Below are 23,729 nucleotides of genomic sequence, written 5' to 3' on the forward strand. Positions count from 1 at the left end.
AAAAAAGACGAGGCATAGATGGACAAGTTTTGGCTTAAGTCGTACCAGGAGGGCGTGCCTGCGGAAATCGATTACACGCAATACCGCTCGCTCACCCACCTGCTGGAAGAAGCTTTCCGCAAGTACGCCGACCGCAAGGCCTACGTTTGCATGGACAAGTCCATCACCTACGCGGAACTGGACCGCATGTCGGCGCAGATGGGCGCCTGGCTGCAAAGCCGCGGCCTGAAACCCGGCGCGCGCGTGGCCATCATGCTGCCCAATGTGCTGCAATATCCGGTGGCCATGGCCGCCGTGCTGCGCGCCGGCTACGTGATCGTCAACGTCAACCCGCTCTACACCCCGCGCGAGCTGCAGCACCAGATGATCGACTCGGGCGCCGAAGCCATCGTGGTGCTGGAAAACTTTGCCCACACGGTGCAGGAAGTGCTGGCCAAGACCCAGGTCAAGCACGTCATCATGGCCACCATGGGCGACCTGCTCGGCCCCCTGAAAGGCATGATCGTCAACCTGGTGGTGCGCAAGGTCAAAAAAATGGTGCCGGCGTTTTCGCTGCCGGACGCGGTCCCGTTCAACAAGGTGCTCGCCGAAGGCGCGCGCCTGACGCTCACGCCGGCCACGCTCGGCCATGACGACATCGCCTTCTTGCAGTACACCGGCGGCACCACCGGCGTGTCCAAGGGCGCGGTCCTGCTGCACAAGAACGTGATCGCCAACGTGCTGCAGAACGAAGCCTGGCTGCAGCCGACCCTCGACACCCTGCCCAAGAACCAGCAACTGCAATTCGTGTGCGCGCTGCCGCTGTACCATATCTACTCGCTCACCGTGTGCTCGCTCATGTCCACCCGCCTGGGCGGCATGAACCTGCTCATTCCGAACCCGCGCGACATGCCGGGCTTCGTCAAGGAGTTGAGCAAATACCGCATCAACGTGTTCCCGGCGGTTAATACCCTGTACAACGGCCTGCTCAACAACGCCGAATTCGCCAAGCTCGATTTTTCCAGCTACAAGGTGTGCAACGGCGGCGGCATGTCGGTGCAGCAGTCGGTGGCGGACCGCTGGCTCAAGCTGACCGGCACCCCGATCATCGAAGGCTACGGCATGTCCGAAACGTCCCCGGTGGCCACCGCCAACCGCTGCGACATCAAGGAATTCACCGGCTCGATCGGCCTGCCGTATCCGTCCACCGACATCGCCATCCTCGACGACAACGGCAATCACGTGCCGCTCGGCGAGCGCGGCGAAATCGGCATCCGCGGCCCGCAGGTCATGGCCGGCTACTGGAAGCGCGACGACGAAACCGCCAAGTCGATGACCGCCGACGGTTTCTTCAAGACCGGCGACATCGGCATCATGGATGAACGTGGCTACACCAAGATCGTCGACCGCAAGAAAGACATGATTCTGGTCTCGGGCTTTAACGTCTATCCGAACGAAATCGAAAGCGTGATCTCGTCGCATCCGGGCGTGCTCGAATGCGCGTGCATCGGCGTGCCGGACCATAATTCGGGCGAAGCGGTCAAGCTGTTCGTGGTGCGCAAAGACCCGAACCTGACGGCGGAAGACCTGCTCGAATTCTGCAAGGAGCAGCTCACGGCCTACAAAAAGCCGAAGTACATCGAGTTCCGCACCGATCTTCCGAAGACCAACGTCGGCAAGATCCTGCGCCGCGAACTGCGCGACCCGGCGCCGGTCGTCACGGCTTGATCTGGGCGGGAGCCGCTAGATTTGGCGCGCTCCCGCTTTGCCGTTGGCAACTTCAAAGCTCGCCAGCGTCGCCTTGCCCGACTGCGCATTGCGCACATCGTCCAGCCCGACGAACACCGTCGTGGTCTTCTCAGGCGTCACATCCATCAGCATGAACCCGCGCTTGTCGCTGCGCCCGTATTTGGTATGCGGGTTCATCTCCAGATACTGCAAGGTGCGCGCCTGTGGCCGCGAGCCCGACGTCACCGAGGTCCCGCAAAACTCGGTCGCAATGAGCGGATTGCGTTTGGACGACGGCCGGTTAAAGTCACCCAGCAAGTCCGACGCATAAAACGTGTGCACATCGCCCGCCAGCACCACCGGATTGGCCGCGCCGCTCTTGCCCAGCGCCTCGAACAGCCGCTGGCGCGCCACCGGATAGCCATCCCACCCATCATTCCAGAAGCGCCCGTCGCCGGTCTTGAGCACCGGCACCTGGCTCGATTGCGCCATCGGCGTCTGCTGCGCGATCAGGTTCCAGCGCGCCTTCGACGAATTGAACCCCTCGGCCAGCCATGCCTCCTGCGCGTGCCCCAGCATCGAGCGGCCCGGGTCGCGCAGCGCCGCGCAGGCGCGCGTGACCGAGCTCGAACCGCCCCGTCGCACCGGCGCACAAGCATGCGTGGCGCGGTACTGGCGGTCGTCCAGCACATGAAAGCGCGCCAGCCGCCCCCAGTCGTAGCGCTGGTACATGCGCATGCCGGCGTAGTCGCCCGGCCGCGCCAGCACCAGCCGCAGCGGCATATGCTCATAAAACGCCTGGTACGCCGCCGCGCGCCGCAGCGCAAAGCCGGCATCGAGCCGTTCGTCGCGCTCGCCCGCGTAATCGTTGGCCACTTCGTGGTCGTCCCAGGTCACGATCCACGGCGCCGCCAGGTGCGCACCCTGCAAATCGGCGTCGCTCTTGTACTGGGCGTAGCGCGCGCGGTACTCGGCCAGCGAAAACGATTCCGCCGTGCGCACGGCCGAAGCAGGGTGCGCCAACTGGTACGGCCCCCACTCATATATATAGTCGCCCAAAAACGCCACCAGGTCGGGCGCGGCGGCGGCGATGTGGCGGTGCGCGGCGTAGCTGCCGAACTCCCAGTGCTGGCATGAAGCCACCGCCAGCTTGAGCGCGGCGGGCATGGAATCAGGCGCCGGGGCGGTGCGCGTGCGTCCGGCCGGGCTGACCGCGTCGCCCAGCATGAAGCGGTACCAGTACCAGCGCGCCGGTTCCAGTCCGCGCACGTCCACATGCACGCTGTGCGCCAGCGCGGGCAGCGCGCTGGTCGTGCCCCTGGCCGCGATGCGGGTGAACGCCTGGTCGTGCGCCACTTCCCAGCGCACCGAAAAGGCGACCGGCGGCATGGCTGCGGCGTTCAATGGATCGTTCAGGATGCGCGTCCACAGCACCACCGAGTCGGGCAGGGGAGAGCCGGAGGCCACCCCCAGGCTGAAAGGATAATCTGTGCCGGCCGCGCGCGCGTGCGCACCCGGCAGGGAAATGCCGCCGGCGGCCAGCGCCGCGTACTGAAGGAAGAGGCGGCGCGGGCCGTCCACTTAACGGTCTTGCGGGAAGATCAATTCATCGAGCGCCGGCACCTTGCGCGGCTTGCGGTCGTCGCCCGTGGCGACATAGGTCAAGGTGGCCTCGGTCACCTTGACGGTGTTGGCCTGCAGGCGGTTACGCTCGGCGTAGACTTCCACGTAAACCGTGATCGAGGTATTCCCCACCTTGGTGATATCGGCATAAAAAGACAGCAGATCGCCGACGAACACCGGATTTTTGAAGACGAACGAGTTCACCGCGACGGTGGCCACGCGCCCGTTGGCGCGCCTGGTGGCCGGCAGCGAGCCGGCGATATCGACCTGCGCCATGATCCAGCCGCCGAACACATCGCCATACACGTTAGCGTCGGACGGCGCGGGCATGACCCGCAGCTCGGGCATTTTGCCGGCTGGGAGTCCTCGGGGGGCGGAAACAGAGGCAGGAGCAGGGACAGCGTTTTCTGGCGTGGTCATCGTGAAATCTCTTGAAAGGCTACAATCGACCGGAATTGAACCACAAATCCCCGAGCTCCGCCATGCGCCGTAATTCTTCCCCTCCGCCTCCCGTCGATCCGAACGCCCCGCCACGCAGCGACTGGGGCACCTTGAAGACCCTGATTCCCTACCTGTGGGTATACAAATGGCGCGTCATGGCGGCGCTGGGCTGCCTGATCGCGGCCAAGCTGGCCAACGTCGGCGTGCCGCTGGTGATGAAAAACCTGATCGACCAGCTGACCATCAATCCATCGAACCCGAAGGCGCTGCTGGTGCTGCCGCTCGGCGCGCTGGTCGCCTACGGCCTGCTGCGCCTGTCGACCACGGTCTTCACGGAGCTGCGCGAATTTTTGTTCGCGCGCGTCACCCAGCGCGCCGTGCGCACCATCGCGCTGCGCGTGTTCCGCCACCTGCACGCGCTGTCGCTGCGCTTTCACCTGAACCGCCAGACCGGCGGCATGACGCGCGATATCGAGCGCGGCACGCGCGGCGTCAGCTCGCTCATCTCGTACACGCTGTTTAACATCTTGCCGACCCTGGTCGAGATTACGCTGGTGCTGGGCTACCTGGTCACCCACTACGACATCTGGTTCAGCGCGATTACCGGCGTGGCGCTGGTGACCTACATCGCCTTTACCGTCATCGTGACCGACTGGCGCACCCACTTCCGGCGCACCATGAACGACCTCGATTCCAAGGCCAACACCAAGGCCATCGACTCGCTGATCAACTACGAAACCGTCAAATACTTCGGCAACGAAGACTACGAAGCGGCGCGCTACGACGAAGGCTTGAAAAACTACGAGAACGCGGGCGTCAAGTCGCAAACCTCGCTGTCGGTCCTGAACACCGGGCAATCGCTGATCATCGCCACCGCCGTCACCCTGATTCTGTGGCGCGCGACCGAAGGCGTGATCGCCGGCACGATGACCCTGGGCGACCTGGTGCTGGTGAACTCCTTCATGATCCAGCTCTACATTCCGCTCAACTTCCTGGGCGTGATCTACCGCGAAATCAAGCAAAGCCTGGCCGACATGGAACGCCTGTTCTCGCTGCTGGACCAGAACCGCGAAGTGGCCGACAGCGGCGACGCCAAAGCGCTGGCCACCCACGGCGCCCAGGTCGCGTTCTCGAACGTGAACTTCAGCTACGAATCGAAGCGCCAGATTTTGTTCGACGTCGATTTTACGATTGCGGCCGGCACCACCACCGCCGTGGTGGGCCACAGCGGCTCCGGCAAGTCGACCTTGTCGCGCCTGTTGTTCCGCTTTTATGACGTCAACAGCGGTGCGATTACCATCGACGGCCAGGACCTGCGCAACGTCACCCAGGAGTCGCTGCGCCGGGCGATCGGCATCGTGCCGCAGGATACGGTGCTGTTCAACGACACCATCGAATACAACATCGCCTACGGCAAGCCGGGGGCGAGCAAGGACGACATCGTCGCCGCCGCACGCGCCGCCTCGATCCACGACTTCATCGAGTCGCTGCCGGACGGTTACGCCACCATGGTGGGCGAGCGGGGACTGAAACTGTCGGGCGGCGAAAAGCAGCGCGTGGCCATCGCGCGCACCCTGCTCAAGGACCCGGCCATCCTGATTTTTGACGAAGCCACCTCCGCCCTCGACTCCAAGGCCGAACAGGCGATCCAGGCGCAGTTGAAGGAAATCGCAAAGAACCGCACCACCCTGGTCATTGCGCACCGCCTGTCGACGGTGGCCGACGCCGAGCAGATCCTGGTGCTCGATCACGGACGCATTGTGGAACGGGGTACGCATTACGCGCTATTGGGAGCGAACGGCTTGTACGCCCAGATGTGGGAACGGCAGCAGGCGAAGCAGGAAGAGGAAGAGGCGGAGTCGCCGCTCGACGTGGAATAAGCGGGTGGGGACGTCGTGCCCACCCTTGAACCAGTTAGTAGGTGTAGAACATGCGCTGGATTTCCTTGGTGCTGTTGGTTTTGGTCAGCGCCAGCATCAGGAGGATGCGCGCCTTTTGCGCATTGAGCGTATCGGCGGCCACGAAGTCCAGCTGATCGTCATTGGCTTCGCCGTTGCGCGCCAAAATTCCCTGTCCCACGCGGCTGGCGCGCACGATGATCGCGCCCTTGGCGCGCGCCGCTTTCAACGACGGCACCACTTTTCCGGCCAGGCTGCCGTCGCCCACGCCAGCGTGGATGATGCCCTTCGCGCCCGCGGCCATGAAGGCGTCCAGCGCCACCGGATTCATGTTCGCATAACCGTACACGATGTCGACCTGCGGCAGCGACGTCAGCGCGCCGATATCGAACTCGGTCTCGGTCGTGTGCTTGCGCACCGACTGGCGATAGAAGAAAGGCTTGCTGCCCTGGATGTAGCCGAGCAGGCCGAGTTCGCTGGTGCGGAAGCTGTCCAGGGTCGAGGTATTGACCTTGGTGACATCGCGCGCGGACTGGATCTGGTCGTTCATCGCCACCAGCACGCCCTTGCCGACCGCTTCCGGGCTGGCGGCCAGCATCACCGAGTTATACAGGTTGATCGGGCCGTCGGCCGACAGCGCCGTCGAGGGACGCATCGCCCCGACCAGCACCACCGGTTTGCGGCTCTTGAGCACCAGGTTGAGGAAGTACGCGGTTTCTTCCAGCGTGTCGGTGCCGTGCGTGATGACGACGCCATCGACGTTGTTCTGCGCCAGCAGCACATTGACGCGCTTGGCCAGCGTGAGCCAATGCTCGTTGCTCATGTTCTCGCTGGCGATCTGGAACACCTGCTCGCCGGTGACATTGGCCACCTTCGACAGTTCCGGCACCGCCTTGATCAGGTTTTGCACGCCCACCGTGGCGGCGGTGTAGCCGACCGTGGTGGTGCTGCTCGCGCCGGTGCCGGCGATGGTGCCGCCGGTGGCCAGGATGGTCACGTTGGCCAGCTTGGGCGCGGCGCTTTCAGCCTGCACAGCACTGCTCACCGCCACCAGCATGGCGAACAGGGCGATCATCGATCGGGTGGTTTTTTGATACAGCATGGGTTCTCCTTGGATTGATGTTTATGGTTGTTTGTAGACGACGCCGTCTTTCATCACAAAGCGCACCTGCTGCAGGAGCGCGATGTCGCGCAGCGGGTCGCCGGCAACGGCGATGATGTCGGCCGCGTAGCCCGCTTCCACGGAACCGAGGCGGGTACTTTGGTCGAGCAGGGCGGCGGCGTTCAGGGTGGCCGCGCGGATCGCTTCGAGCGGCGGCATGCCCGCTTCGACCATGTAGGCGAACTCCTTCGCGTTCTCGCCGTGCGGGAACACGCCGGCGTCGGTGCCGAAGGCGATCTTCACGCCGGCCTTGTAGGCGCGCGCGAAAGTGGCCTGGATCTGCGGGCCGATGGCGGCCGCTTTCGGGCGCACCAGCGGCGAATAGTAATCCGGGTCCCTGGCCTTGTCGGCCACGTAGCGGCCGGCCGACATGGTCGGCACGTACCAGGCGCCGTGCTTCTTGAACAGGGCGATGGTGTCGTCGTCCATGATGGTGCCGTGTTCGATCGAGTCGATCCCGGCGCGCAGCGCGCGCTTGATGCCTTCGGTGCCGTGTGCGTGTGCCGCGACCCGGAAGCCGTAATCTTTGGCGGTGCTGACGATGGCGCGCAGTTCGTCCTCGGTGTACTGGGCGTTCTGGCCGTTGCGGGCCTGGCTCAACACGCCGCCGGTGGCGGTGACCTTGATCAGGTCCGCGCCTTCCTTGTAGCGGGCGCGCACCGCTTCGCGCGCGCCTTCGGCGCTATTGACCACGCCTTCGTTCGGTCCCGGCGTGCCCAGCGCATGGCTCAAGCGCTGCGAAAAATTATTGCTCGGATCGGCGTGCCCGCCGGTGGTCGCGATCGATTTCCCCGACGTGAACATGCGCGGGCCGGGAATGCTGCCGGCCGCAATGGCGCGCTTGAGCGAGACGTTCAGGCCATCGCTCGCGCCCAGGTCGCGCACCGTGGTAAAACCGGCTTTGAGGGTGCGCTCGGCAAAGATGACGGAGCGGTAGGCATGGTCGGCCGGGTTCAGGCTGATGGCGTCGCGCAGGGCGTCGGCCTGCTTCTGGGTTTCGCCGGTCAGGTGCACGTGCATGTCGATCAGGCCGGGCAGGCAGGAGTGGGCCGACAGGTTGATGTGGCCCGCTGTCGGGTTAGCGTCCGCGTTCGCGGCTGGGCTCATCGGCCCGACCGACTTGATGGCGCCGTCTTCGACGACGATGCTTACCTTCTCGCGCCAGGCGCCGGTCTTCACATCGAGCAGGCGTCCGCAATCGACGGTCTGGGTGGCGGCTTGCGCACTACCGCAAGCGAGCAAAATACCGATGGCGGACAGCTTGAGCATTGCGGGTCTCCCGAGAAGAATGATGGCAAAAGAGCATACATGAACTAAATGTGCAGAAGTGCGGCCAAGGCCCAAAAGCGAAGGGCGGAAAAGCTGTGCTTTCCCGCCCTGTGAGCGCTGGTGGCTTACTTAAGCGGCGAGGTGGCCGGTTCGACCGTGCCAGGGTCGCTCAATTCACCCTCCCACTTGGCCACGACCGCCGTGGCGATGGCATTGCCGATCACGTTGGTGGCCGAACGCGCCATGTCGAGGAAGTGGTCGATCCCGAGCAACAGCAGCAGGCCTGCTTCGGGAATATTGAACTGGCCCAGGGTGGCGGCGATCACCACCAGCGATGCGCGCGGCACGCCGGCCATGCCCTTGGAGGTCAGCATCAGCACCAGCATCATGGTCAGCTGGGTCGACAGCGACATCTCGATGCCGTAGGCCTGGGCGATGAATACGGTGGCGAAGGTACAGTACATCATCGAGCCATCGAGGTTGAACGAATAACCGATCGGCAGCACGAACGCGGCGATACGGTTGCGCACACCGAAGCGCTCCAGGCCTTCCAGGGTCTTCGGAAAAGCCGCTTCCGACGACGCGGTGGAAAACGCCAGGATGGTCGGCTCGCGCACTTCGCGCAGCAGCGCAAACACGCGCGGTCCCAGGAACAGGAAGCCGGCGATCGTCAGCGCCACCCACAACACGCCGATGGCGATGTAGAACTCGCCCATGAAAATACCGTAGGTCGACAAGATGCCGATGCCGCTCTTGGCGATGATGCCCGAAACCGCCGCCAGCACCGCGATCGGGGCCAGGTTCATCACATAGCCGGTCACCTTGAGCATGACGTGGGCAACGCCGTCGATGGCTTCGATCATCGGATTGGCGCGCGCGCCGACCGCTGCGGCGGCGGTGCCGAAGAACAGCGAGAAGATCACGATCTGCAGGATTTCGTTCTTGGCCATGCCGTCCACGATGGACGACGGCACCAGGTGGGTGACGAATTCCTTCAGCGTCAGGCTGCTGGTGACGATGCCCGACACCGCGCCGGCCGGCGGCAGGTGAGCCACCATGGCGTCGCCGGGGCGGAACAGGTTGACCAGGATCAGGCCGAGCGAGAGCGACATGACCGAGGCGATCACGAACCAGCCCAGCGCCTTGGCGCCGATGCGGCCGACTTCCTTGGCGTCGCCCATCTTGGCGATGCCGACCACCAGGGTCGAAAACACCAGCGGCGCGATGATCATTTTAATCAGGCGCAGGAATAGCGTGGTTATCAGCGACATGTATTCGGCGAAGGCGGCCGGGTTCGGCGCGCTGACATTGATGGCATATCCGAGCACCACCCCGAGCACGAGGGCCAGAAGGATGTAGAGGGTGAGGCGGTTTTTCTGGTTCATGGGCTGTGCGTCCTGTATTTGGGTCGATTCGGTGGCGTCAGGGACAGCGGAAAGCCGGTTTCCCTGCATTCTCGGGCAAAATAGCGGTATTTTGTGAGCGAACCAGCCAGTTATGTGATGATTTTCTTGGCAAGTTCCGCAGTATCCTAGGGGTCGCAGGTGCTGTCAAGCTCGCACCTTCTCTATCAGAACAGACGAAAAACAACATGATCGAACTAAAAAATGTCAGTAAGTGGTATGGCCAGTTCCAGGTGCTGGCCGACTGCACGACCGAGGTGGGCAAGGGCGACGTGGTGGTTATCTGCGGCCCGTCCGGCTCCGGCAAGTCGACCCTGATCAAGACCGTCAACGGGCTCGAACCGTTTCAGCAGGGCGAAGTACGGGTCGACGGCGTCTCGGTGGGCGACAAAAAGACCGACCTGTCGGCCCTGCGCGCGCGCATCGGCATGGTGTTCCAGAATTTCGAGCTGTTCCCGCACCTGTCGGTACGCGACAACCTGACGCTCGGCCAGACCCGGGTGCTCGGGCGCAGCCTGGAAGAAGCCGCCGCCAAGGGTTTGCAGTACCTGGACCGGGTGGGCCTCCTGGCGCAGCAGGATAAATACCCCAGCCAGCTATCGGGCGGGCAGCAGCAGCGCGTGGCGATCGCACGCGCCCTGTCGATGGACCCGATCGCCATGCTGTTCGACGAGCCCACCTCCGCGCTCGACCCGGAAATGATCAACGAAGTGCTCGACGTGATGGTCGGGCTGGCGCAGGAAGGCATGACCATGATGGTCGTCACCCACGAAATGGGCTTTGCGCGCAAGGTCGCCGGGCGCATTTTGTTCATGGACCATGGCCGCATCGTTGAAGACAGCCCGACCCAGGAATTCTTCACGGCGCCGCGCTCCGAGCGGGCGCGCGAGTTTTTGGCCCGGATCATTCACTGACGCCGGTGCGCCTGCGATTACAGGAAGTCGTCTTCCCGCTGGTGCCGCACCGCGAGAATAGTGACGGTGTGTGCGTCTTCGATCTCGAACAAGGCGACATACCCGGCGCCGCCAAAATCAATGAGCAACTCCCTGAGACGGGGCGAGTCGGCAGCTGCTTTTCTGCAGGTGAAGGGAAATTCCTCCAGTAGCGTCATGGCTTTGGCAATGATCGTACGCGCCCGCCTGGCCGCGCCAATGTCCTTGGCGGCCAGATAGGCATACAGGCGGCGCAAGTCGGCCCGAGCCTCTTTTGTATACCTGACGCGAAAACTCATTTGACCGCCCGGGCCTCGGCGTCGGCAATGACTTCATCAAGGTCGCGCAGGACGTCGTCGGCACTGTAATACTCGCCGTTTTGCAGTGCCGCGTCGCGCGAGGCGAGACCGCGTTCGATAAAGTCGCGTTGCGCGCGGCGCTGCCGAATCTGCAGTGTCACCGATTGCGCGACAAAGCTGGACAGGGATTCGCCGCTTTCCAGTACGCTTTCGGCTGCTTCGCGCAATTCGGGTGCGACTCGTAGAGAGGGGAAGTTGGCAGTTTTCATCATCGGGCTCCATGCGTTGCATTTGCAACGCAGTATCTCAAGCTCCCGAGGCGAATGCAAGCAGCAGGTTCAAACGTGCGCCATGTTTCTTGGAGGAATCACGAGCGATTGGTCGCCTTCGGAGGTTAAAATACCGCATCCGTTCTCCGAAAGCCGCCATGTCCACCATCGATACCCCCCAGAGCCTGACCATCACCCGCCCCGACGACTGGCACCTCCACCTGCGCGACGGCGCCGCCCTGGCCAGCGTGCTGCCGCACAGCGCACGCCAGTTCGCGCGCGCCATCGTCATGCCCAACCTCAAACCCCCGGTCACCACCACCGCCATGGCCCAGGCTTACCGCGAGCGCATCCTGGCCGCGCTGCCGGCCGGCATGCGCTTCGAGCCGCTGATGACGCTCTACCTGACCGACAACACCGACCCGGACGAAATCCGGCGCGCCCAGGACAGCGGCTTTGTCCACGCCGTCAAGCTTTACCCGGCCGGCGCCACCACCAATTCCGACGCCGGCGTGACCGACCTGGCGCGCTGCTACAAGACGCTCGAAGTGATGCAGGAAGTCGGCATGCCATTTCTGGTGCACGGCGAAGTGACCGACCAGGAGATCGACCTGTTCGACCGCGAGGCAGTCTTCATCGAACGCGTCATGCGCCCGCTGCGGCGCGACATGCCCGAGCTGAAAATCGTCTTCGAGCACATCACCACCAAGGACGCGGCGCAGTACGTGGCCGAAGCCGACGGCCCGATCGCCGCCACCATCACCGCGCACCACCTGCTGTACAACCGCAACGAGATCTTCAAGGGCGGCATTCGACCGCATTACTACTGCCTGCCGGTGCTCAAGCGCGAAGAACACCGCCTGGCCTTGATGACGGCGGCCACCAGCGGCGACGAGCGCTTTTTCCTGGGCACCGATTCGGCCCCGCACGCGGTGGGCGCCAAGGAGACCTCGTGCGGCTGCGCCGGCTGCTATACAGCGCTGCACGCGATGGAGATGTACACCGAAGCGTTCGAACGCGCCGGTGCGCTCGACAAGCTCGAAGCCTTCGCCAGCTTCCACGGCCCGGATTTCTACGACCTGCCGCGCAACACCGAACAGGTGACGCTCAAGCGCGAAGCCTGGACCCTGCCGCACACCGTGCCGATGGCCGACTCCACCCTGGCGCCGCTCAACGCCGGCGAACAGATTAACTGGAAGCTGCTGTAAGCGATGCTGTCGCAGATCGACTGGGCGCGCCCGTGGTACGACGCAGTGCGCCCCGCGTTTGCGCGGCTAGGTGGCGGGATGACGAGCGTGGCCGAGGCCCTGAACGCGGCTGCCGCGCCGCTGGCGCTGGTCAACCAGCGCGGCCTGCCGCTGCGCTTCGTGCCGCAAGATCACTTGCCGGACGGGCGCGCCTACGAAGAATTCATTGGCGCCACCGGCTGCGTGCCCACGCGCGAGAACCTGCACGACTTCTTCAATGGCCTTGTGTGGCTGACCTTCCCGCGCATCAAGCAGCAATTGAACGCCCTGCAGGCGGCGCAGATCGCGCTGGCCGGGGTGGGCAAGTCGCGTGGCGCGGCGCGCGACGGCGCCACCATTTTCGACGAAAACTCGGCGCTGCTGGTGGTGCGGGCCGGCGGCGAGGGCGAGCGCCTGGTGGCCGCCCTGCGCGCGCACGGCTGGATTGAGGCACTATACGAACAGCGTGGCGCATTTGGGCCGGACGCCGAAGTCTGGCTGTTCGGCCACGCGCTGATGGAAAAATTGGTCGCGCCGCGCAAGGCGATCACCGCGCACACGCGCGTGGTGGTGGCCGGCGACGAGTACTTCGCGCTGTCGCACGACCAACGGCGCGCCTGGATCGACGGCAGGGTCGCCGCCGAACTGGCGGACCAAGGATTGAGCACTGCCTGCTTTACTCCCTTGCCGGTGCTTGGCGTGCCCGGTTGGTGGGAAGGGCAGGACCACGCGTTTTACGCCGACACCACGGTATTTCGGCCCAAGCGGGCCGTTTGAGGAGAACACATGACTGAAGCGGTACGTTGGGGAATTCTGGGCACGGGCAAGATCGCGCGCGCATTTGCGACGGCTTTGCGCGACACGCCGGGCGCGCTGCTGGCCGGCGTGGCGTCGCGCAGCCTGGAAAGTGCGCAAGCCTTCGGCGCCGAATTTGGCGCGCTTGCCAGCTACGGCTCGTACCAGGCGCTGGCCGATGCGGCGGACATCGATGTGGTCTACATCGGCACCCCGCACCCGATGCACGTCGACAATGCCGTCATGGCTCTCAATGGCGGCAAGGGCGTGCTGTGCGAAAAACCCTTCACCATGAACTTGGGCGAAGCGGAACACATCGTGGCGCTGGCGCGCGAGAAGAAGCTGTTCCTGATGGAGGCGATGTGGACGCGCTTCATGCCGGCGCTGGCCGAAGTGCGGCGCATCATCGCCTCCGGCGAGATCGGCACGGTGCACCAGGTGACGGCCGATTTTGGTTTCGCGGGCACGCAGGACCCGCTGCATCGCCTGAATGATCCGGCGCTGGGCGGCGGCGGGCTGCTCGATTTGGGCATTTATCCGCTCTCGATTGCGGCCGCGCTGCTGGGGCCCGTGGCCGAGGTGCAGGCCATGGCGTTGATGGGCGAGACCGGGGTCGATATCCAGACCGGCTTCACCATGCGGCACGAAGGTGGCGGCATGTCGGTGTGCAGTTGCTCGCTCAGGGCCAAGACGCCGGCGGAGCTGACCGTGTCCGGCAGCCTGGGGCAGGTACGGATGAACACCATGTTCCACCGGGCGCAGTCGGTGACCGTGAGCACGGCGGACGGCGCGCGCACGATTGACACCCCGTACCTGGGCAACGGCTATGTGCACGAGGCGATGGAAGTGGGGCGCTGCCTGAAGGAGGGATTGCTGGAGAGCCCCGGCATGCCGCTCGACGAGACGCTGCATCTGATGGGCGTGCTCGATACGATGCGCGGCCAGATCGGATTGCGCTATCCGGCGGACCGCTAACCCTTCGTTCCGGCCACCACCCCGTGTTCCCGCGAAGGCGGGAACCCAAGTTCGCTCCGTAGTCGTCGACTGAGCGACTAACTTGGGTTCCCGCCTCTGCGGGAAGTCGTCTACGGCAATGCCGAAGACGACGGTTTGGAGTGTAGCGGTTGGGTTTGGCGGCATCAGCCTTACACCTTCAAAAACTCCTCTTTCCCACCCAGCCATCTCGCCAGATGCGCCTCCACCACATCATCGACCGCCTCGTGAATCAGGTTGTGCGCCACGTCGCGCGCCTGTTCCACCAGCCACTGGTCGGTCTCCAGGTCGGCGAACCTGAGCATCGCCTGGCCCGACTGGCGCGCCCCTAAAAACTCGCCCGGCCCGCGAATCTCCAGGTCCCTGCGCGCAATCTCGAATCCATCGGTGGTCTCGCGCATGGTCATCAAGCGCTGCTTGGCGATCGGGCCCAGCGGGCTTTGATACAGCAGCAAGCACACGCTGGCGGCCGAGCCGCGTCCCACCCGTCCCCGCAACTGGTGCAGCTGCGACAAGCCGAAGCGCTCCGCGTGCTCGATCACCATCAGCGATGCATTCGGCACATCGACGCCCACCTCGATCACGGTGGTGGCCACCAGCACCTGCACCTCGTTCGCGGTGAACGCATCCATCACCTCCTGCTTCTCGGCCGCTTTGAGGCGCCCGTGCACCAGCCCCACCTGCAAGTCGGGCAGGGCCTCGGCCAGCATCGCGTGCGTATCGGTGGCGGTCTGCAACTGCAGCGCCTCCGACTCCTCGATCAAGGGACAAACCCAGTAAATCTGGCGCCCCTCCAGCGCCGCCGCGTGTACCCGCTCGATGACTTCGTCGCGCCGGTTCTGGTCGATCGCGCGCGTCACGATCGGGCTGCGCCCCGGCGGCAGTTCATCGATGATCGACACTTCCAGGTCGGCGTAATAGGTCATCGCCAGGGTGCGTGGAATCGGCGTGGCCGACATCATCAACTGGTGCGGCGTCTTGCCGTTGCTGCCCTTGTTGCGCAGGGTCAGGCGCTGCCCCACGCCGAAACGGTGCTGCTCGTCGACGATCACCAGCCCCAGTTTCGCAAACTGCACCGTGTCCTGGATCAGCGCGTGCGTGCCGATCACCAGCTGCGCCTCGCCCGACTCCACCATGGCGGTGGCGGCCAGCTTGTCCTTCTTTTTCAGGCTGCCGGTCAGCCACGCCACCTTCACCCCGAGCGGCTCCATCCAGCCGGCGATCTTGCGGAAGTGCTGGTCGGCCAAAATTTCGGTCGGCGCCATCAGGGCCGCCTGGTAGCCGCTGTCGATGGCTTGCGCGGCGGCCAGCGCCGCCACCACCGTCTTGCCGCTGCCGACGTCCCCCTGCAGCAGGCGCTGCATCGGATAGCCGTTTTTCAGGTCGGCGCGGATTTCCTTGAGCACGCGCTGCTGCGCGCCGGTCAGCTTGAACGGCAGCTGCCCCAGGAACGCCTCCGACAGCGCGCCGACGGCCTTCAGTACCGGCGCACCCTTGACCCGGCGCGCCCGCTGCGCGCGTTTGAGCGAGAGCTGCTGCGCCAGCAGTTCGTCGAACTTCATGCGGATCCAGGCCGGGTGCGAGCGCTCGACCAGCGAATGGGCGTCGATTTCCTGCGGCGGATAGTGCAGCAGGCGCACCGACGGCTCGAAATCGGTCAGGTTCATTTCTTCGCGCAGGGCCGCCGGCAACGTGTCGCGCCAGTCGATGCGCTTCATCGCGTCGGCGATCGCGCGCCGCAAGATCGCCTGCGACAAGCCTTCGCCGGACGGATACACGGGCGTGAGCACGGTCGGCAGCGGCGCGCCTTCGTTAATCACCTTGTACGATGGATGCACCATCTCGGCCCCGAAGAAACCATGCTTGAGTTCCGCCCGGGCGCGCACGCGCGTGCCCTCGGCCAGTTGCTTGACCTGGCTGCCGTAAAAATTCATGAAGCGCAGCAGCAGGTCGCCGCTCTCGTCGGCGATGGTGACGAGCAGCTGGCGCCTTGGACGGAAGCTGATCTCGTTTTTCGTCACGATGCCCTCGACCTGCGACACATGGCCGCCGCGCAGGCACGCTTCGCGGATCGACACCACGACGGTTTCGTCCTCGTAGCGCATGGGCAGGTGCAGCACCAGGTCCATGTCGGTGTGCAGGCCCAGCTTGGCGAGCTTGCTTTCGTTGGTTTTCGGTGGTGTTTTCGGTTTGGTCGGCGGCATATTGAAGCAACTTCAGTGCGTAAGGGGGTAAAATAGAGGGTTGCCCTGCACGCGTGAGCCCTTATTGTACGGCTCTTGACCCATATTTTTACAAAATTAGCAGAATGTACTCGCTCTCCGACTTCGATTTCGACCTGCCCGCCGAGCGCATCGCGCAAACGCCGCTGCCAAACCGCAGCGCCTCCCGCCTGTTGCACCTGGACGGGACGGCCCTGGTCGACCGCCAGTTCGCCGACATCGTCGACCTGCTCGCCCCCGGCGACCTCTTGGTGATGAACGACACGCGCGTGCTCAAGGCGCGCTTTTTCGGCGTCAAGGAAACCGGCGGCAACGTCGAGGTGCTGGTCGAGCGCATCCTCGACAGCCGCACCGTGCTGGCCCAGGTGCGCGCCTCCAAGTCGCCCAAGCCCGGCAACCGGATCCGCCTGGCCGACGCCTTCAACGTCACCGCGGGCGAGCGCGCCGGCGAATTCTTCACCCTCGTGTTCGATGACGACGTGTTCGAACTGATCGAAGCGCACGGGCGCCTGCCGCTGCCGCCCTATATTGAACACGACGCCGACGAATTCGACGAAACGCGCTACCAGACCGTGTACTCGCGCGAGCCGGGTGCGGTGGCCGCGCCGACGGCCGGCTTGCACTTCGACGAAGCGCTGCTGGCCGCGTTGAGCGCGAAGGGCGTCAATTTCGCCTACGTGACCCTGCACGTGGGCGCCGGCACCTTCCAGCCGGTACGGGTCGAAGCGCTGGCCGAGCACAAGATGCACACCGAGTGGTACACCGTGCCGCAGGAAACCGTGGACGCCGTGCGCGCCGCCAAAGCGGCCGGGCGCGACATCGTCGCTGTCGGCACCACCAGCCTGCGCGCGCTCGAATCGGCGTCGCAGTCGGGCCAACTGGTGGCCGGCAGCGCCGACACGGCCCTGTTCATCACGCCCGGCTACACCTTTAAGACGGTGACGCGCCTGATCACCAACTTCCACCTGCCCAAGTCGACCCTGCTGATGCTGGTGTCGGCCTTTGCCGGGTATGACGCCATCCGCGCCGCCTATGCGCACGCCATCGCCAGCGAGTACCGCTTCTTCAGCTATGGCGACGCCATGCTGCTCACGACCGACAACAAGTAGATCCCACATCCTATGCTCGACTTCCAACTTCTCAAGACCGACACCAGCGGCCTGTCGCACGCGCGGCGCGGCCGCCTCACGCTCAATCACGGCGTCATCGACACCCCGATCTTCATGCCGGTCGGGACCTACGGCTCGGTCAAGGCGATGTCGCCGGTCGAACTCAAGGAGGTCGGCTCGCAAATCATTTTGGGGAACACCTTCCACCTGTGGCTGCGCCCGGGCACCGAAGTACTCAACAAATTCGGCGGCCTGCACGGCTTCATGGGCTGGGACAAGCCGATCCTGACCGACTCCGGCGGCTTCCAGGTGTTTTCGCTCGGCGCGATGCGCAAGATCACCGAGGAGGGCGTCAAGTTCTCGTCGCCCATCGACGGCAGCAAGCTGTTTTTGTCGCCCGAGATCTCGATGCAGATCCAGCGCGCGCTCAACTCCGACATCGTCATGCAGTTCGACGAATGCACCCCGTACGAAATCGACGGCCGTCCGGCCACCTCGGTGGAAGCGGCGCAATCGATGCGCATGTCGCTGCGCTGGGCCCAGCGCTCGATGAACGAATTCACGCAGGGTGAAAATCCCAACGCGCTGTTCGGCATCGTCCAGGGCGGCATGTTCGAAAACCTGCGCGACGAGTCGCTGGCGGGGCTCGAAGAGATCAACTTCCCGGGCATTGCGATTGGCGGCCTGTCGGTGGGCGAGCCGAAGGAAGACATGATGCGCATGCTGGAACACGTCGGCCCGCGTCTGCCGGCCAACAAGCCGCACTATCTGATGGGCGTCGGCACGCCGGAAGACCTGGTGGCCGGCGTGGCCAACGGGATCGACATGTTCGACTGCGTCATGCCGACCCGGAATGCGCGCAATGGCTGGCTGTTTACGCGTTTCGGGGATGTGAAGATCAAGAACGCGCGCTACAAGGACGACCAGGGGCCGCTCGACGAGAGCTGCGACTGCTACTGCTGCAAGAACTTCTCGCGCGCGTATTTACATCACCTGCACCGCTCGAAAGAGATCCTGGGGGCGCGCCTGAACACGATCCACAACCTGCACTACTACCTCAAGCTGATGAGCGAAATGCGCGACGCGATCGACGCCGACCGTTTCCACGCCTTCCGCCTCGAATTCAACGCCGGCCGCGCCCGCGGTGTCTGATTTGTTGCAAAACCGTCATTCCCGCCTGCGCGGGAATGACGAGGATGATGGGCAAAAACGGCGCCACTGATTGTAGAAGATCAGAAACGCGGCCGGGGATTGTTGAAAATTAAATAACTTTCACCCGCTTGCAAAAATGAAGTTGGCAGCCACATAGGCCTAATTGGCTTGCCGCGAGTATGCGGTGCTAGAATACAGCGCTGATTTTTTAACGAAACTAACCTCAATATCGGAGTCTCCCGTGTTTATTTCCAACGCCTATGCGCAAGCTGCTCCCGCTGCCGCCGATACCAGTTTGATGGGTAACATGAGCACCTTCCTGCCCCTGATCCTGATGTTCGTGGTCATGTATTTCCTGATGATCCGCCCCCAGCAAAAACGCGCCAAAGAGCAGAAATCGATGATGGACGCCCTGTCCAAGGGCGATGAAGTCGTCACCGCCGGCGGCATCCTCGGCAAAGTCGTCAAGGTCAACGAGAGCTACGTCACCATCGAGATCGCCAACAATACCCATATCGTTGTGCAGAAAAGTTCGATCACCACGCTGCTGCCGAAAGACACGCTGAAGTCCCTGTAAGCCCGACGCGCGGCCACGCGCCGCCTGACTGCTCAACATTGAACGCTGGAACACTATGAATCGCTATCCCGTCTGGAAATACATTCTCATCGTCATTGCGCTGTTGCTGGGTGCCTTGTACACGGCGCCCAACTACTTCGTCGAATCGCCTGCGCTGCAGGTGACGACCGGCAGTTCGATCCTCAAGATCACCAACTCGACGAGCGAACAGGTCGAAGCAGCCCTCAAGGCGGCCGGCATCGCGCACGATGGCGTGACCCTGGACGGGAATGAAAACAGCACGTCCGTGCGTGCGCGCTTCGCCACCACCGATGCCCAGTTCAAGGCCAAGCTGGCGCTCGAACGCGCCCTGAACCGCAACCCTGCCGAACCGGATTACATCGTCACCGTCAACCTGGTGAAGAACACCCCGCAATGGATGCAGGCGCTGCGCGCGCTGCCGATGAACCTGGGCCTGGACTTGCGCGGCGGCGTCCACTTCCTGATGCAGGTGGACGTGGCCGCGACCACCGAAACCAAGATCGCGGGCATCCAGCAGAGCGTGCGCAGCCAGCTGGTCAGCAAGGACAACAAGGACGAGGCGCGCCATAGCGGCATCACCCGCGTCGGCCAGACCATCGAAGTGCGTTTTGACGATGCCGCCAGGCGCGCCAAGGCACGCTCGATCATCGGCGCGGAGTCGGCCGACCTGCTGTTGACCGACGCCTCCGACGCCAACGGCCTGAAACTGATCGTCGCGCTCAAGCCGGAAGCGCTGCAGCGCACCATCGAAGAAGGCGTCAAGCAAAACATCCTGACCCTGTCGAAGCGGGTCAATGAACTGGGCGTGTCCGAGCCGATCATCCAGCAGCAGGGACGCGACCGCATCGTGGTGCAACTGCCCGGCGTGCAGGACGTGGCGCGCGCCAAGGACATCATCGGCCGCACCGCCACCCTGGAAATGCGCATGGTCGACGACACCGTGGTGCCGGGCATGGAATCGGCTGCCAATATCCCGCTCTCTTCCGAACTGTTCACCGATGAACGCGGCCAGCCGATCGTGCTGTTGAAAGACATCATCCTGACCGGCGAATACATCTCCAGCGCCATCGGCACCATGGACCAGAACAACCAGCCGGCGGTGAGCCTGGACCTGAACGGCAACGGCGGCAGCAAGATGCGCATCGCCACGCGCGAACGCATCGGCAAGCGCATGGCCATCCTGCTCAAGGAAAAAGGCAAGTACAACGTGCTGTCGGCGCCGGTCATCAACAGTGAACTGGGCAGCCGCTTCCAGATCACCGGCATGGGCACCCCGCAAAAAGCCAACGAACTGGCGCTGCTGCTGCGCTCGGGCGCTTTGTCGGCGCCGATGGAAATCATCGAAGAAAGGGTCATCGGCCCGCAACTGGGCGCCGAGAACATCACCAAAGGCCTGTACTCGACCGTGTACGGCTTCGCCGCGATCGCCATTTTCATGATCATCTACTACCACATGTTCGGCGCCTTCAGCGTCGTCGCGCTGGCCTCGAACCTGCTGTTCCTGCTGGCGCTGCTGTCGTGGATGCAGGTCACCCTGACCCTGCCGGGCATCGCCGCCATCGCGCTGGCGCTGGGCATGGCGATTGACGCCAACGTGCTCATTAACGAACGTATCCGCGAAGAGCTGCGCGCCGGCGAATCGCCGCAGAAGGCGATCGCCGCCGGTTTCGACCGCGCCTGGGCCACCATCCTGGACTCCAACGTGACCACCCTGATCGTCGGTATCGCCTTGCTGGTGTTCGGTTCCGGTCCGGTGCGCGGTTTCGCCGTGGTCCACTGCCTGGGTATCCTGACCTCGATGTTCTCGTCCGTGTTCGTCTCGCGCGGCGTGGTCAACCTCTGGTACGGCCGCAAGAAAAAGCTGAACAAAGTCTCGATCGGTACCGTCTGGACTCCTGGCCTGTCGGTCACGAAATCATAAGCACTTACTACAACAGGACTCAAGATGGAATTTTTCCGCATCAAGAAAGATATTCCCTTCATGCGCCATGCGTTGATTTTCAACGTGGTGTCGGCGCTGACCTTCGTGGCAGCCGTGTTCTTCCTGTTCTCCAGGGGCCTGCACCTGTCGGTCGAATTCAAGGGCGGCACCGTGATGGAGCTCAAGTACCCGGCCGCCGCCAACCAGGAGAAGATCCGCACGGACCTGATCAAGCTCGGTTACGAGCAGCCTGAAGTGTCCAGCTTCGGCACCGCGCAGGACGTCATGCTGCGCCTGCCGATCATCGAGACGGTGACCGGCTCGACCGGTTCGCAGAAGGTGTTCGCCGCGCTGTGCGCATCCGAAGGCGGCGCCGTCACCCGCATCGACACCGTGGTCAAGGGCCAGAGCGTGGCCAAGGATGTCTGCCATTCCCCAAGCGGCGCCGACGTGCTCAGTCTCCGGAAGGTCGAATTCGTCGGCCCGCAGGTGGGCGACGAACTGGCCCACAACGGCGTGAGCGCCCTGCTCATGGTGGTGCTGTTCGTGGTGATCTACCTGGCGATTCGCTTCGAGTGGAAGTACGCCGTCTCGGCCATCATCGCCAACTTGCACGACGTGGTCATCATCCTCGGCTTCTTCGCCTTCTTCCAGTGGGAGTTCTCGCTGGCGGTGCTGGCCGGCGTGCTGGCGGTGCTCGGTTACTCGGTCAACGAATCGGTGGTTATTTTCGACCGGATCCGCGAAAACTTCCGCAAGCAGCGCAAGGCCAGCGTCGAAGAAGTCATCGACAATGCGATTACCAGCACCATCTCGCGTACCATCATCACCCACGGCTGTACCCAGATGATGGTGCTGTCGATGCTGCTGTTGGGCGGCGCGACCTTGCACTACTTCGCCGTGGCGCTGACCATCGGTATTTTGTTCGGTATCTACTCGTCGGTGTTCGTGGCCGCCGCCATTGCCATGTGGCTGGGCGTGAAACGTGAAGACCTGATCAAGCCGATCAAGGAAAAGGACGAAACCGACGGCGCCGTCGTTTAAGCGCCTTTTCGCCTGCTTCGACAATGCCGCCCGGCTCACGCTGCGCGGCATTTTTCATACCTGCCGTCTGCCGACCCATGATGCCTGACTACCTCCCGCCGCCATGAGCCGCACCAACCGCCTGTTCCTGTTGCTCGACGCCCTGCGCGGGCACCGCCGTCCCGTCACCGCCGCCGTGCTGGCCGAGCGCCTCGGCGTGTCCGAACGCACCATCTACCGCGACATCCAGACCTTGTGCGAACTGGGCGCCCCGGTCGAAGGCGAAGCGGGCGTCGGCTTCATGATGCGCGCCGGGCTGTTTTTGCCGCCGCTGATGTTCTCGACCGACGAACTCGAAGCGCTGGTGCTCGGTGCGCGCTGGGTGCGGCGCCAGGGCGACGATGCGCTGGCCGAAGCGGCCTCGAACGCGCTGGCCAAGATCGCCATGGCCACCCCGAAGGACCTGCGCGACTGCATCGCCGAGACCAGCCTGTGGGTGCCGGTCGGTCCCGGCGCGCTTGAAACAACCGTGTTCGTGCGGCCCGCGCGCGAAGCGATCCGCGACCAGCACAAGCTGCGCATCGGCTACCGCGACGCCGCGGGAGTGCCGAGCGAGCGCACCGTGTGGCCGTTTGCGCTGGCGTTTTTCGAAGGCGCGCGCGTGCTGGCCGCCTGGTGCGAACTGCGCGGCGCCAACCGCCACTTCCGGATCGACCGCATCGCCACCGCCGTGGCCAGCGGCGAGCGCTATCCGGTGCACCGGCGCGACTTGCTCAAGCGCTGGCGCGAAGAGTTATGCCTTGCCGACGACTCCTGACAGAAACTGACGCACAGCACCCCTATCATGGCCGCTCCAACAACTTTTCACGGAGCTGCGCCATGCGCCTGTACCACAGCCATCTTTCATCAAACGGCCGCCGCGTCCTGATGGTCGCCGAGCAGCTTGGCCTGCCGCTGGACATCGTCAATGTCGACCTGGGGAGCGACAGCGAGCGCGCGCGCCTGCGCGAAATCGACGCCAATGGCAAAGTGCCGGTGCTCGAGGACGGCGACTTCCTGCTGTCGGAATCGTGCGCGATCATGCAATACCTGTGCGACCTCACCCCCGGCCAGCAACTCTATCCGCAGGATGCGCGGGTGCGGGCCGATGTGAACCGCTGGCTGTTCTGGGGCAGCCAGCATTTTGCCGAGACGATCAGCATCCTGTCGTTCGAACACATATGGAAGGCCATGATCGGCATGGGCGAGGCCGACCCGGCCACGGTAGCACGCGCCGAAGGCGAACTGCGCCAGCTCGGCGCCGTGCTCGACGGCCATCTGGCGCAGCGCGACTGGCTGGTGGGCGACGCGCTCAGCCTGGCTGATATCGGCGTCGTGACGCCGCTGATGTATCTGGAACGGGCCAAGCTGCCGCTGGGCGACTTCGCCAACCTGATGCGCTGGTTCGACCGCCTGCGCCAGCTCGACCTCTGGAAAAACAGCGGCCCCGCATAAACCTGCACACCCCGCGACTGCGCCTACAACCGGGGTCAGAGCATTAATTAGAAATGTTTCAAGTTAAAGCTCTGACCCCGGTTACGAAGCTAGGACCCCGGTTACGCCACTACCTGCCAGATCAGGCTATGGAAAAACAGCGAAGTCGGATAAATCTGCAAAACCCGCGACTGCGCCTACAACCGGGGTCAGA

At 63.9% G+C, this 23,729-nt stretch carries 21 protein-coding genes; 13 read left to right on the forward strand and 8 right to left on the reverse strand.

All coding sequences use genetic code 11. The features are described from left to right. Positions 1-18 precede the first annotated feature (18 nt). Complete coding sequence (locus F2P46_RS30155) at positions 19-1,707, forward strand: long-chain fatty acid--CoA ligase (protein ID WP_166897267.1); 1,689 nt, start codon at positions 19-21, stop codon at positions 1,705-1,707. Between the two features lie 15 nt (positions 1,708-1,722). On the opposite strand, the gene F2P46_RS30160 is transcribed toward F2P46_RS30155, so the two are convergent. Both F2P46_RS30160 and F2P46_RS30165 read right to left on the reverse strand, forming a co-directional pair. Continuing rightward, a complete protein-coding gene (locus F2P46_RS30160) occupies positions 1,723-3,288 on the reverse strand; it encodes an alkaline phosphatase D family protein (protein WP_166897269.1) in 1,566 nt (521 codons plus the stop codon). Beyond that, positions 3,289-3,750, reverse strand: coding sequence for an acyl-CoA thioesterase (locus F2P46_RS30165; protein WP_166897272.1), 462 nt, complete (start codon positions 3,748-3,750; stop codon positions 3,289-3,291). A gap of 62 nt (positions 3,751-3,812) precedes the next feature. On the opposite strand from F2P46_RS30165, the gene F2P46_RS30170 reads away from it, so the two are divergent. Next, a complete protein-coding gene (locus F2P46_RS30170; protein WP_166897275.1) occupies positions 3,813-5,651 on the forward strand; it encodes an ABC transporter ATP-binding protein/permease in 1,839 nt (612 codons plus the stop codon). A gap of 34 nt (positions 5,652-5,685) precedes the next feature. Here the strand turns inward: F2P46_RS30170 and F2P46_RS30175 are convergent, their stop codons facing one another. From F2P46_RS30175 to F2P46_RS30185, 3 genes are all read right to left on the reverse strand, one after another. Beyond that, on the reverse strand, positions 5,686-6,771 hold the full coding sequence (locus F2P46_RS30175; RefSeq protein WP_166897278.1) for a type II asparaginase: 1,086 nt from the start codon (positions 6,769-6,771) through the stop codon (positions 5,686-5,688). 21 nt (positions 6,772-6,792) lie between these two features. Further along, positions 6,793-8,100 (reverse strand): amidohydrolase family protein, encoded by a 1,308-nt coding sequence (locus F2P46_RS30180; protein ID WP_166897281.1) that lies wholly within the window; start codon positions 8,098-8,100, stop codon positions 6,793-6,795. A 125-nt stretch (positions 8,101-8,225) separates the two neighbouring features. Further along, positions 8,226-9,485 carry a dicarboxylate/amino acid:cation symporter gene (locus F2P46_RS30185; protein ID WP_166897284.1) on the reverse strand — a complete coding sequence of 420 codons (1,260 nt, stop codon included), beginning with the start codon at positions 9,483-9,485 and terminating at the stop codon, positions 8,226-8,228. A 206-nt stretch (positions 9,486-9,691) separates the two neighbouring features. Here F2P46_RS30185 and F2P46_RS30190 point away from each other — a divergent pair, with 206 nt between their 5' ends. After that, positions 9,692-10,417, forward strand: a complete 726-nt coding sequence (locus F2P46_RS30190; protein WP_166897287.1) for an amino acid ABC transporter ATP-binding protein — start codon at positions 9,692-9,694, stop codon at positions 10,415-10,417. A gap of 17 nt (positions 10,418-10,434) precedes the next feature. Here F2P46_RS30190 and F2P46_RS30195 read toward each other — a convergent pair whose 3' ends face one another. After that, positions 10,435-10,734: a type II toxin-antitoxin system RelE/ParE family toxin gene (locus F2P46_RS30195; protein WP_166897289.1), complete on the reverse strand. Its 300-nt coding sequence runs from the start codon at positions 10,732-10,734 to the stop codon at positions 10,435-10,437. Next, the gene (locus tag F2P46_RS30200) at positions 10,731-11,006 is read right to left on the reverse strand and encodes a YlcI/YnfO family protein (RefSeq protein WP_229509517.1); all 276 of its coding nucleotides are present in this window, start codon (positions 11,004-11,006) and stop codon (positions 10,731-10,733) included. Before F2P46_RS30200 ends, F2P46_RS30195 begins: the two co-directional genes overlap by 4 nt. Positions 11,007-11,161: 155 nt before the next feature. Here F2P46_RS30200 and pyrC point away from each other — a divergent pair, with 155 nt between their 5' ends. From pyrC to F2P46_RS30215, 3 genes are read left to right on the forward strand one after another with little or no spacing between them, the layout of a single operon-like run. Beyond that, positions 11,162-12,211, forward strand: a complete 1,050-nt coding sequence (pyrC, locus tag F2P46_RS30205; protein ID WP_166897292.1) for a dihydroorotase — start codon at positions 11,162-11,164, stop codon at positions 12,209-12,211. 3 nt (positions 12,212-12,214) lie between these two features. Then, entirely contained in the window at positions 12,215-13,006 is a 792-nt protein-coding gene (locus F2P46_RS30210; RefSeq protein ID WP_166897295.1) for a DUF3025 domain-containing protein, read from the forward strand. A gap of 9 nt (positions 13,007-13,015) precedes the next feature. After that, complete coding sequence (locus F2P46_RS30215) at positions 13,016-13,999, forward strand: Gfo/Idh/MocA family protein (RefSeq protein WP_166897298.1); 984 nt, start codon at positions 13,016-13,018, stop codon at positions 13,997-13,999. 170 nt (positions 14,000-14,169) lie between these two features. Here the strand turns inward: F2P46_RS30215 and recG are convergent, their stop codons facing one another. Further along, entirely contained in the window at positions 14,170-16,221 is a 2,052-nt protein-coding gene (gene recG / locus F2P46_RS30220) for an ATP-dependent DNA helicase RecG (RefSeq protein ID WP_166897301.1), read from the reverse strand. A gap of 104 nt (positions 16,222-16,325) precedes the next feature. On the opposite strand from recG, the gene queA reads away from it, so the two are divergent. The 7 genes from queA to F2P46_RS30255 all read left to right on the forward strand — a co-directional run bounded on the left by queA (position 16,326) and on the right by F2P46_RS30255 (position 23,536). Further along, entirely contained in the window at positions 16,326-17,348 is a 1,023-nt protein-coding gene (queA, locus tag F2P46_RS30225) for a tRNA preQ1(34) S-adenosylmethionine ribosyltransferase-isomerase QueA (RefSeq protein ID WP_166897304.1), read from the forward strand. A gap of 12 nt (positions 17,349-17,360) precedes the next feature. Continuing rightward, positions 17,361-18,500 carry a tRNA guanosine(34) transglycosylase Tgt gene (gene tgt, locus F2P46_RS30230; protein ID WP_166897307.1) on the forward strand — a complete coding sequence of 380 codons (1,140 nt, stop codon included), beginning with the start codon at positions 17,361-17,363 and terminating at the stop codon, positions 18,498-18,500. Between the two features lie 241 nt (positions 18,501-18,741). After that, positions 18,742-19,077 (forward strand): preprotein translocase subunit YajC, encoded by a 336-nt coding sequence (gene yajC, locus F2P46_RS30235; protein ID WP_166897310.1) that lies wholly within the window; start codon positions 18,742-18,744, stop codon positions 19,075-19,077. A 55-nt stretch (positions 19,078-19,132) separates the two neighbouring features. After that, positions 19,133-21,019: a protein translocase subunit SecD gene (gene secD, locus F2P46_RS30240; protein WP_166897313.1), complete on the forward strand. Its 1,887-nt coding sequence runs from the start codon at positions 19,133-19,135 to the stop codon at positions 21,017-21,019. A gap of 24 nt (positions 21,020-21,043) precedes the next feature. Further along, on the forward strand, positions 21,044-22,063 hold the full coding sequence (gene secF / locus F2P46_RS30245) for a protein translocase subunit SecF (protein ID WP_166897315.1): 1,020 nt from the start codon (positions 21,044-21,046) through the stop codon (positions 22,061-22,063). Positions 22,064-22,166: 103 nt separating this feature from the next. After that, positions 22,167-22,859 (forward strand): YafY family protein, encoded by a 693-nt coding sequence (locus F2P46_RS30250; RefSeq protein WP_166897318.1) that lies wholly within the window; start codon positions 22,167-22,169, stop codon positions 22,857-22,859. Between the two features lie 62 nt (positions 22,860-22,921). Then, positions 22,922-23,536 carry a glutathione S-transferase family protein gene (locus F2P46_RS30255; protein ID WP_166897320.1) on the forward strand — a complete coding sequence of 205 codons (615 nt, stop codon included), beginning with the start codon at positions 22,922-22,924 and terminating at the stop codon, positions 23,534-23,536. Positions 23,537-23,729 lie beyond the last annotated feature (193 nt).

It is taken from the genome of Massilia sp. CCM 8734, assembly GCF_011682155.1.
Taxonomy (GTDB): Bacteria; Pseudomonadota; Gammaproteobacteria; order Burkholderiales; family Burkholderiaceae_D; genus Telluria_A; species Telluria_A rubra.

What these genes read in the sequence shown, in the direction of transcription:
- F2P46_RS30155 (WP_166897267.1), top strand. Translation starts at nt 19, where the DNA reads ATGGACAAGTTTTGGCTTAAGTCGTACCAGGAGGGCGTGCCTGCGGAA.
- F2P46_RS30165 (WP_166897272.1), bottom strand. Translation starts at nt 3,750, where the DNA reads ATGACCACGCCAGAAAACGCTGTCCCTGCTCCTGCCTCTGTTTCCGCC.
- F2P46_RS30170 (WP_166897275.1), top strand. Translation starts at nt 3,813, where the DNA reads ATGCGCCGTAATTCTTCCCCTCCGCCTCCCGTCGATCCGAACGCCCCG.
- F2P46_RS30175 (WP_166897278.1), bottom strand. Translation starts at nt 6,771, where the DNA reads ATGCTGTATCAAAAAACCACCCGATCGATGATCGCCCTGTTCGCCATG.
- F2P46_RS30180 (WP_166897281.1), bottom strand. Translation starts at nt 8,100, where the DNA reads ATGCTCAAGCTGTCCGCCATCGGTATTTTGCTCGCTTGCGGTAGTGCG.
- F2P46_RS30185 (WP_166897284.1), bottom strand. Translation starts at nt 9,485, where the DNA reads ATGAACCAGAAAAACCGCCTCACCCTCTACATCCTTCTGGCCCTCGTG.
- F2P46_RS30190 (WP_166897287.1), top strand. Translation starts at nt 9,692, where the DNA reads ATGATCGAACTAAAAAATGTCAGTAAGTGGTATGGCCAGTTCCAGGTG.
- F2P46_RS30195 (WP_166897289.1), bottom strand. Translation starts at nt 10,734, where the DNA reads ATGAGTTTTCGCGTCAGGTATACAAAAGAGGCTCGGGCCGACTTGCGC.
- F2P46_RS30200 (WP_229509517.1), bottom strand. Translation starts at nt 11,006, where the DNA reads ATGATGAAAACTGCCAACTTCCCCTCTCTACGAGTCGCACCCGAATTG.
- pyrC (WP_166897292.1), top strand. Translation starts at nt 11,162, where the DNA reads ATGTCCACCATCGATACCCCCCAGAGCCTGACCATCACCCGCCCCGAC.
- F2P46_RS30210 (WP_166897295.1), top strand. Translation starts at nt 12,215, where the DNA reads ATGCTGTCGCAGATCGACTGGGCGCGCCCGTGGTACGACGCAGTGCGC.
- F2P46_RS30215 (WP_166897298.1), top strand. Translation starts at nt 13,016, where the DNA reads ATGACTGAAGCGGTACGTTGGGGAATTCTGGGCACGGGCAAGATCGCG.
- recG (WP_166897301.1), bottom strand. Translation starts at nt 16,221, where the DNA reads ATGCCGCCGACCAAACCGAAAACACCACCGAAAACCAACGAAAGCAAG.
- queA (WP_166897304.1), top strand. Translation starts at nt 16,326, where the DNA reads ATGTACTCGCTCTCCGACTTCGATTTCGACCTGCCCGCCGAGCGCATC.
- tgt (WP_166897307.1), top strand. Translation starts at nt 17,361, where the DNA reads ATGCTCGACTTCCAACTTCTCAAGACCGACACCAGCGGCCTGTCGCAC.
- secD (WP_166897313.1), top strand. Translation starts at nt 19,133, where the DNA reads ATGAATCGCTATCCCGTCTGGAAATACATTCTCATCGTCATTGCGCTG.
- secF (WP_166897315.1), top strand. Translation starts at nt 21,044, where the DNA reads ATGGAATTTTTCCGCATCAAGAAAGATATTCCCTTCATGCGCCATGCG.
- F2P46_RS30250 (WP_166897318.1), top strand. Translation starts at nt 22,167, where the DNA reads ATGAGCCGCACCAACCGCCTGTTCCTGTTGCTCGACGCCCTGCGCGGG.
- F2P46_RS30255 (WP_166897320.1), top strand. Translation starts at nt 22,922, where the DNA reads ATGCGCCTGTACCACAGCCATCTTTCATCAAACGGCCGCCGCGTCCTG.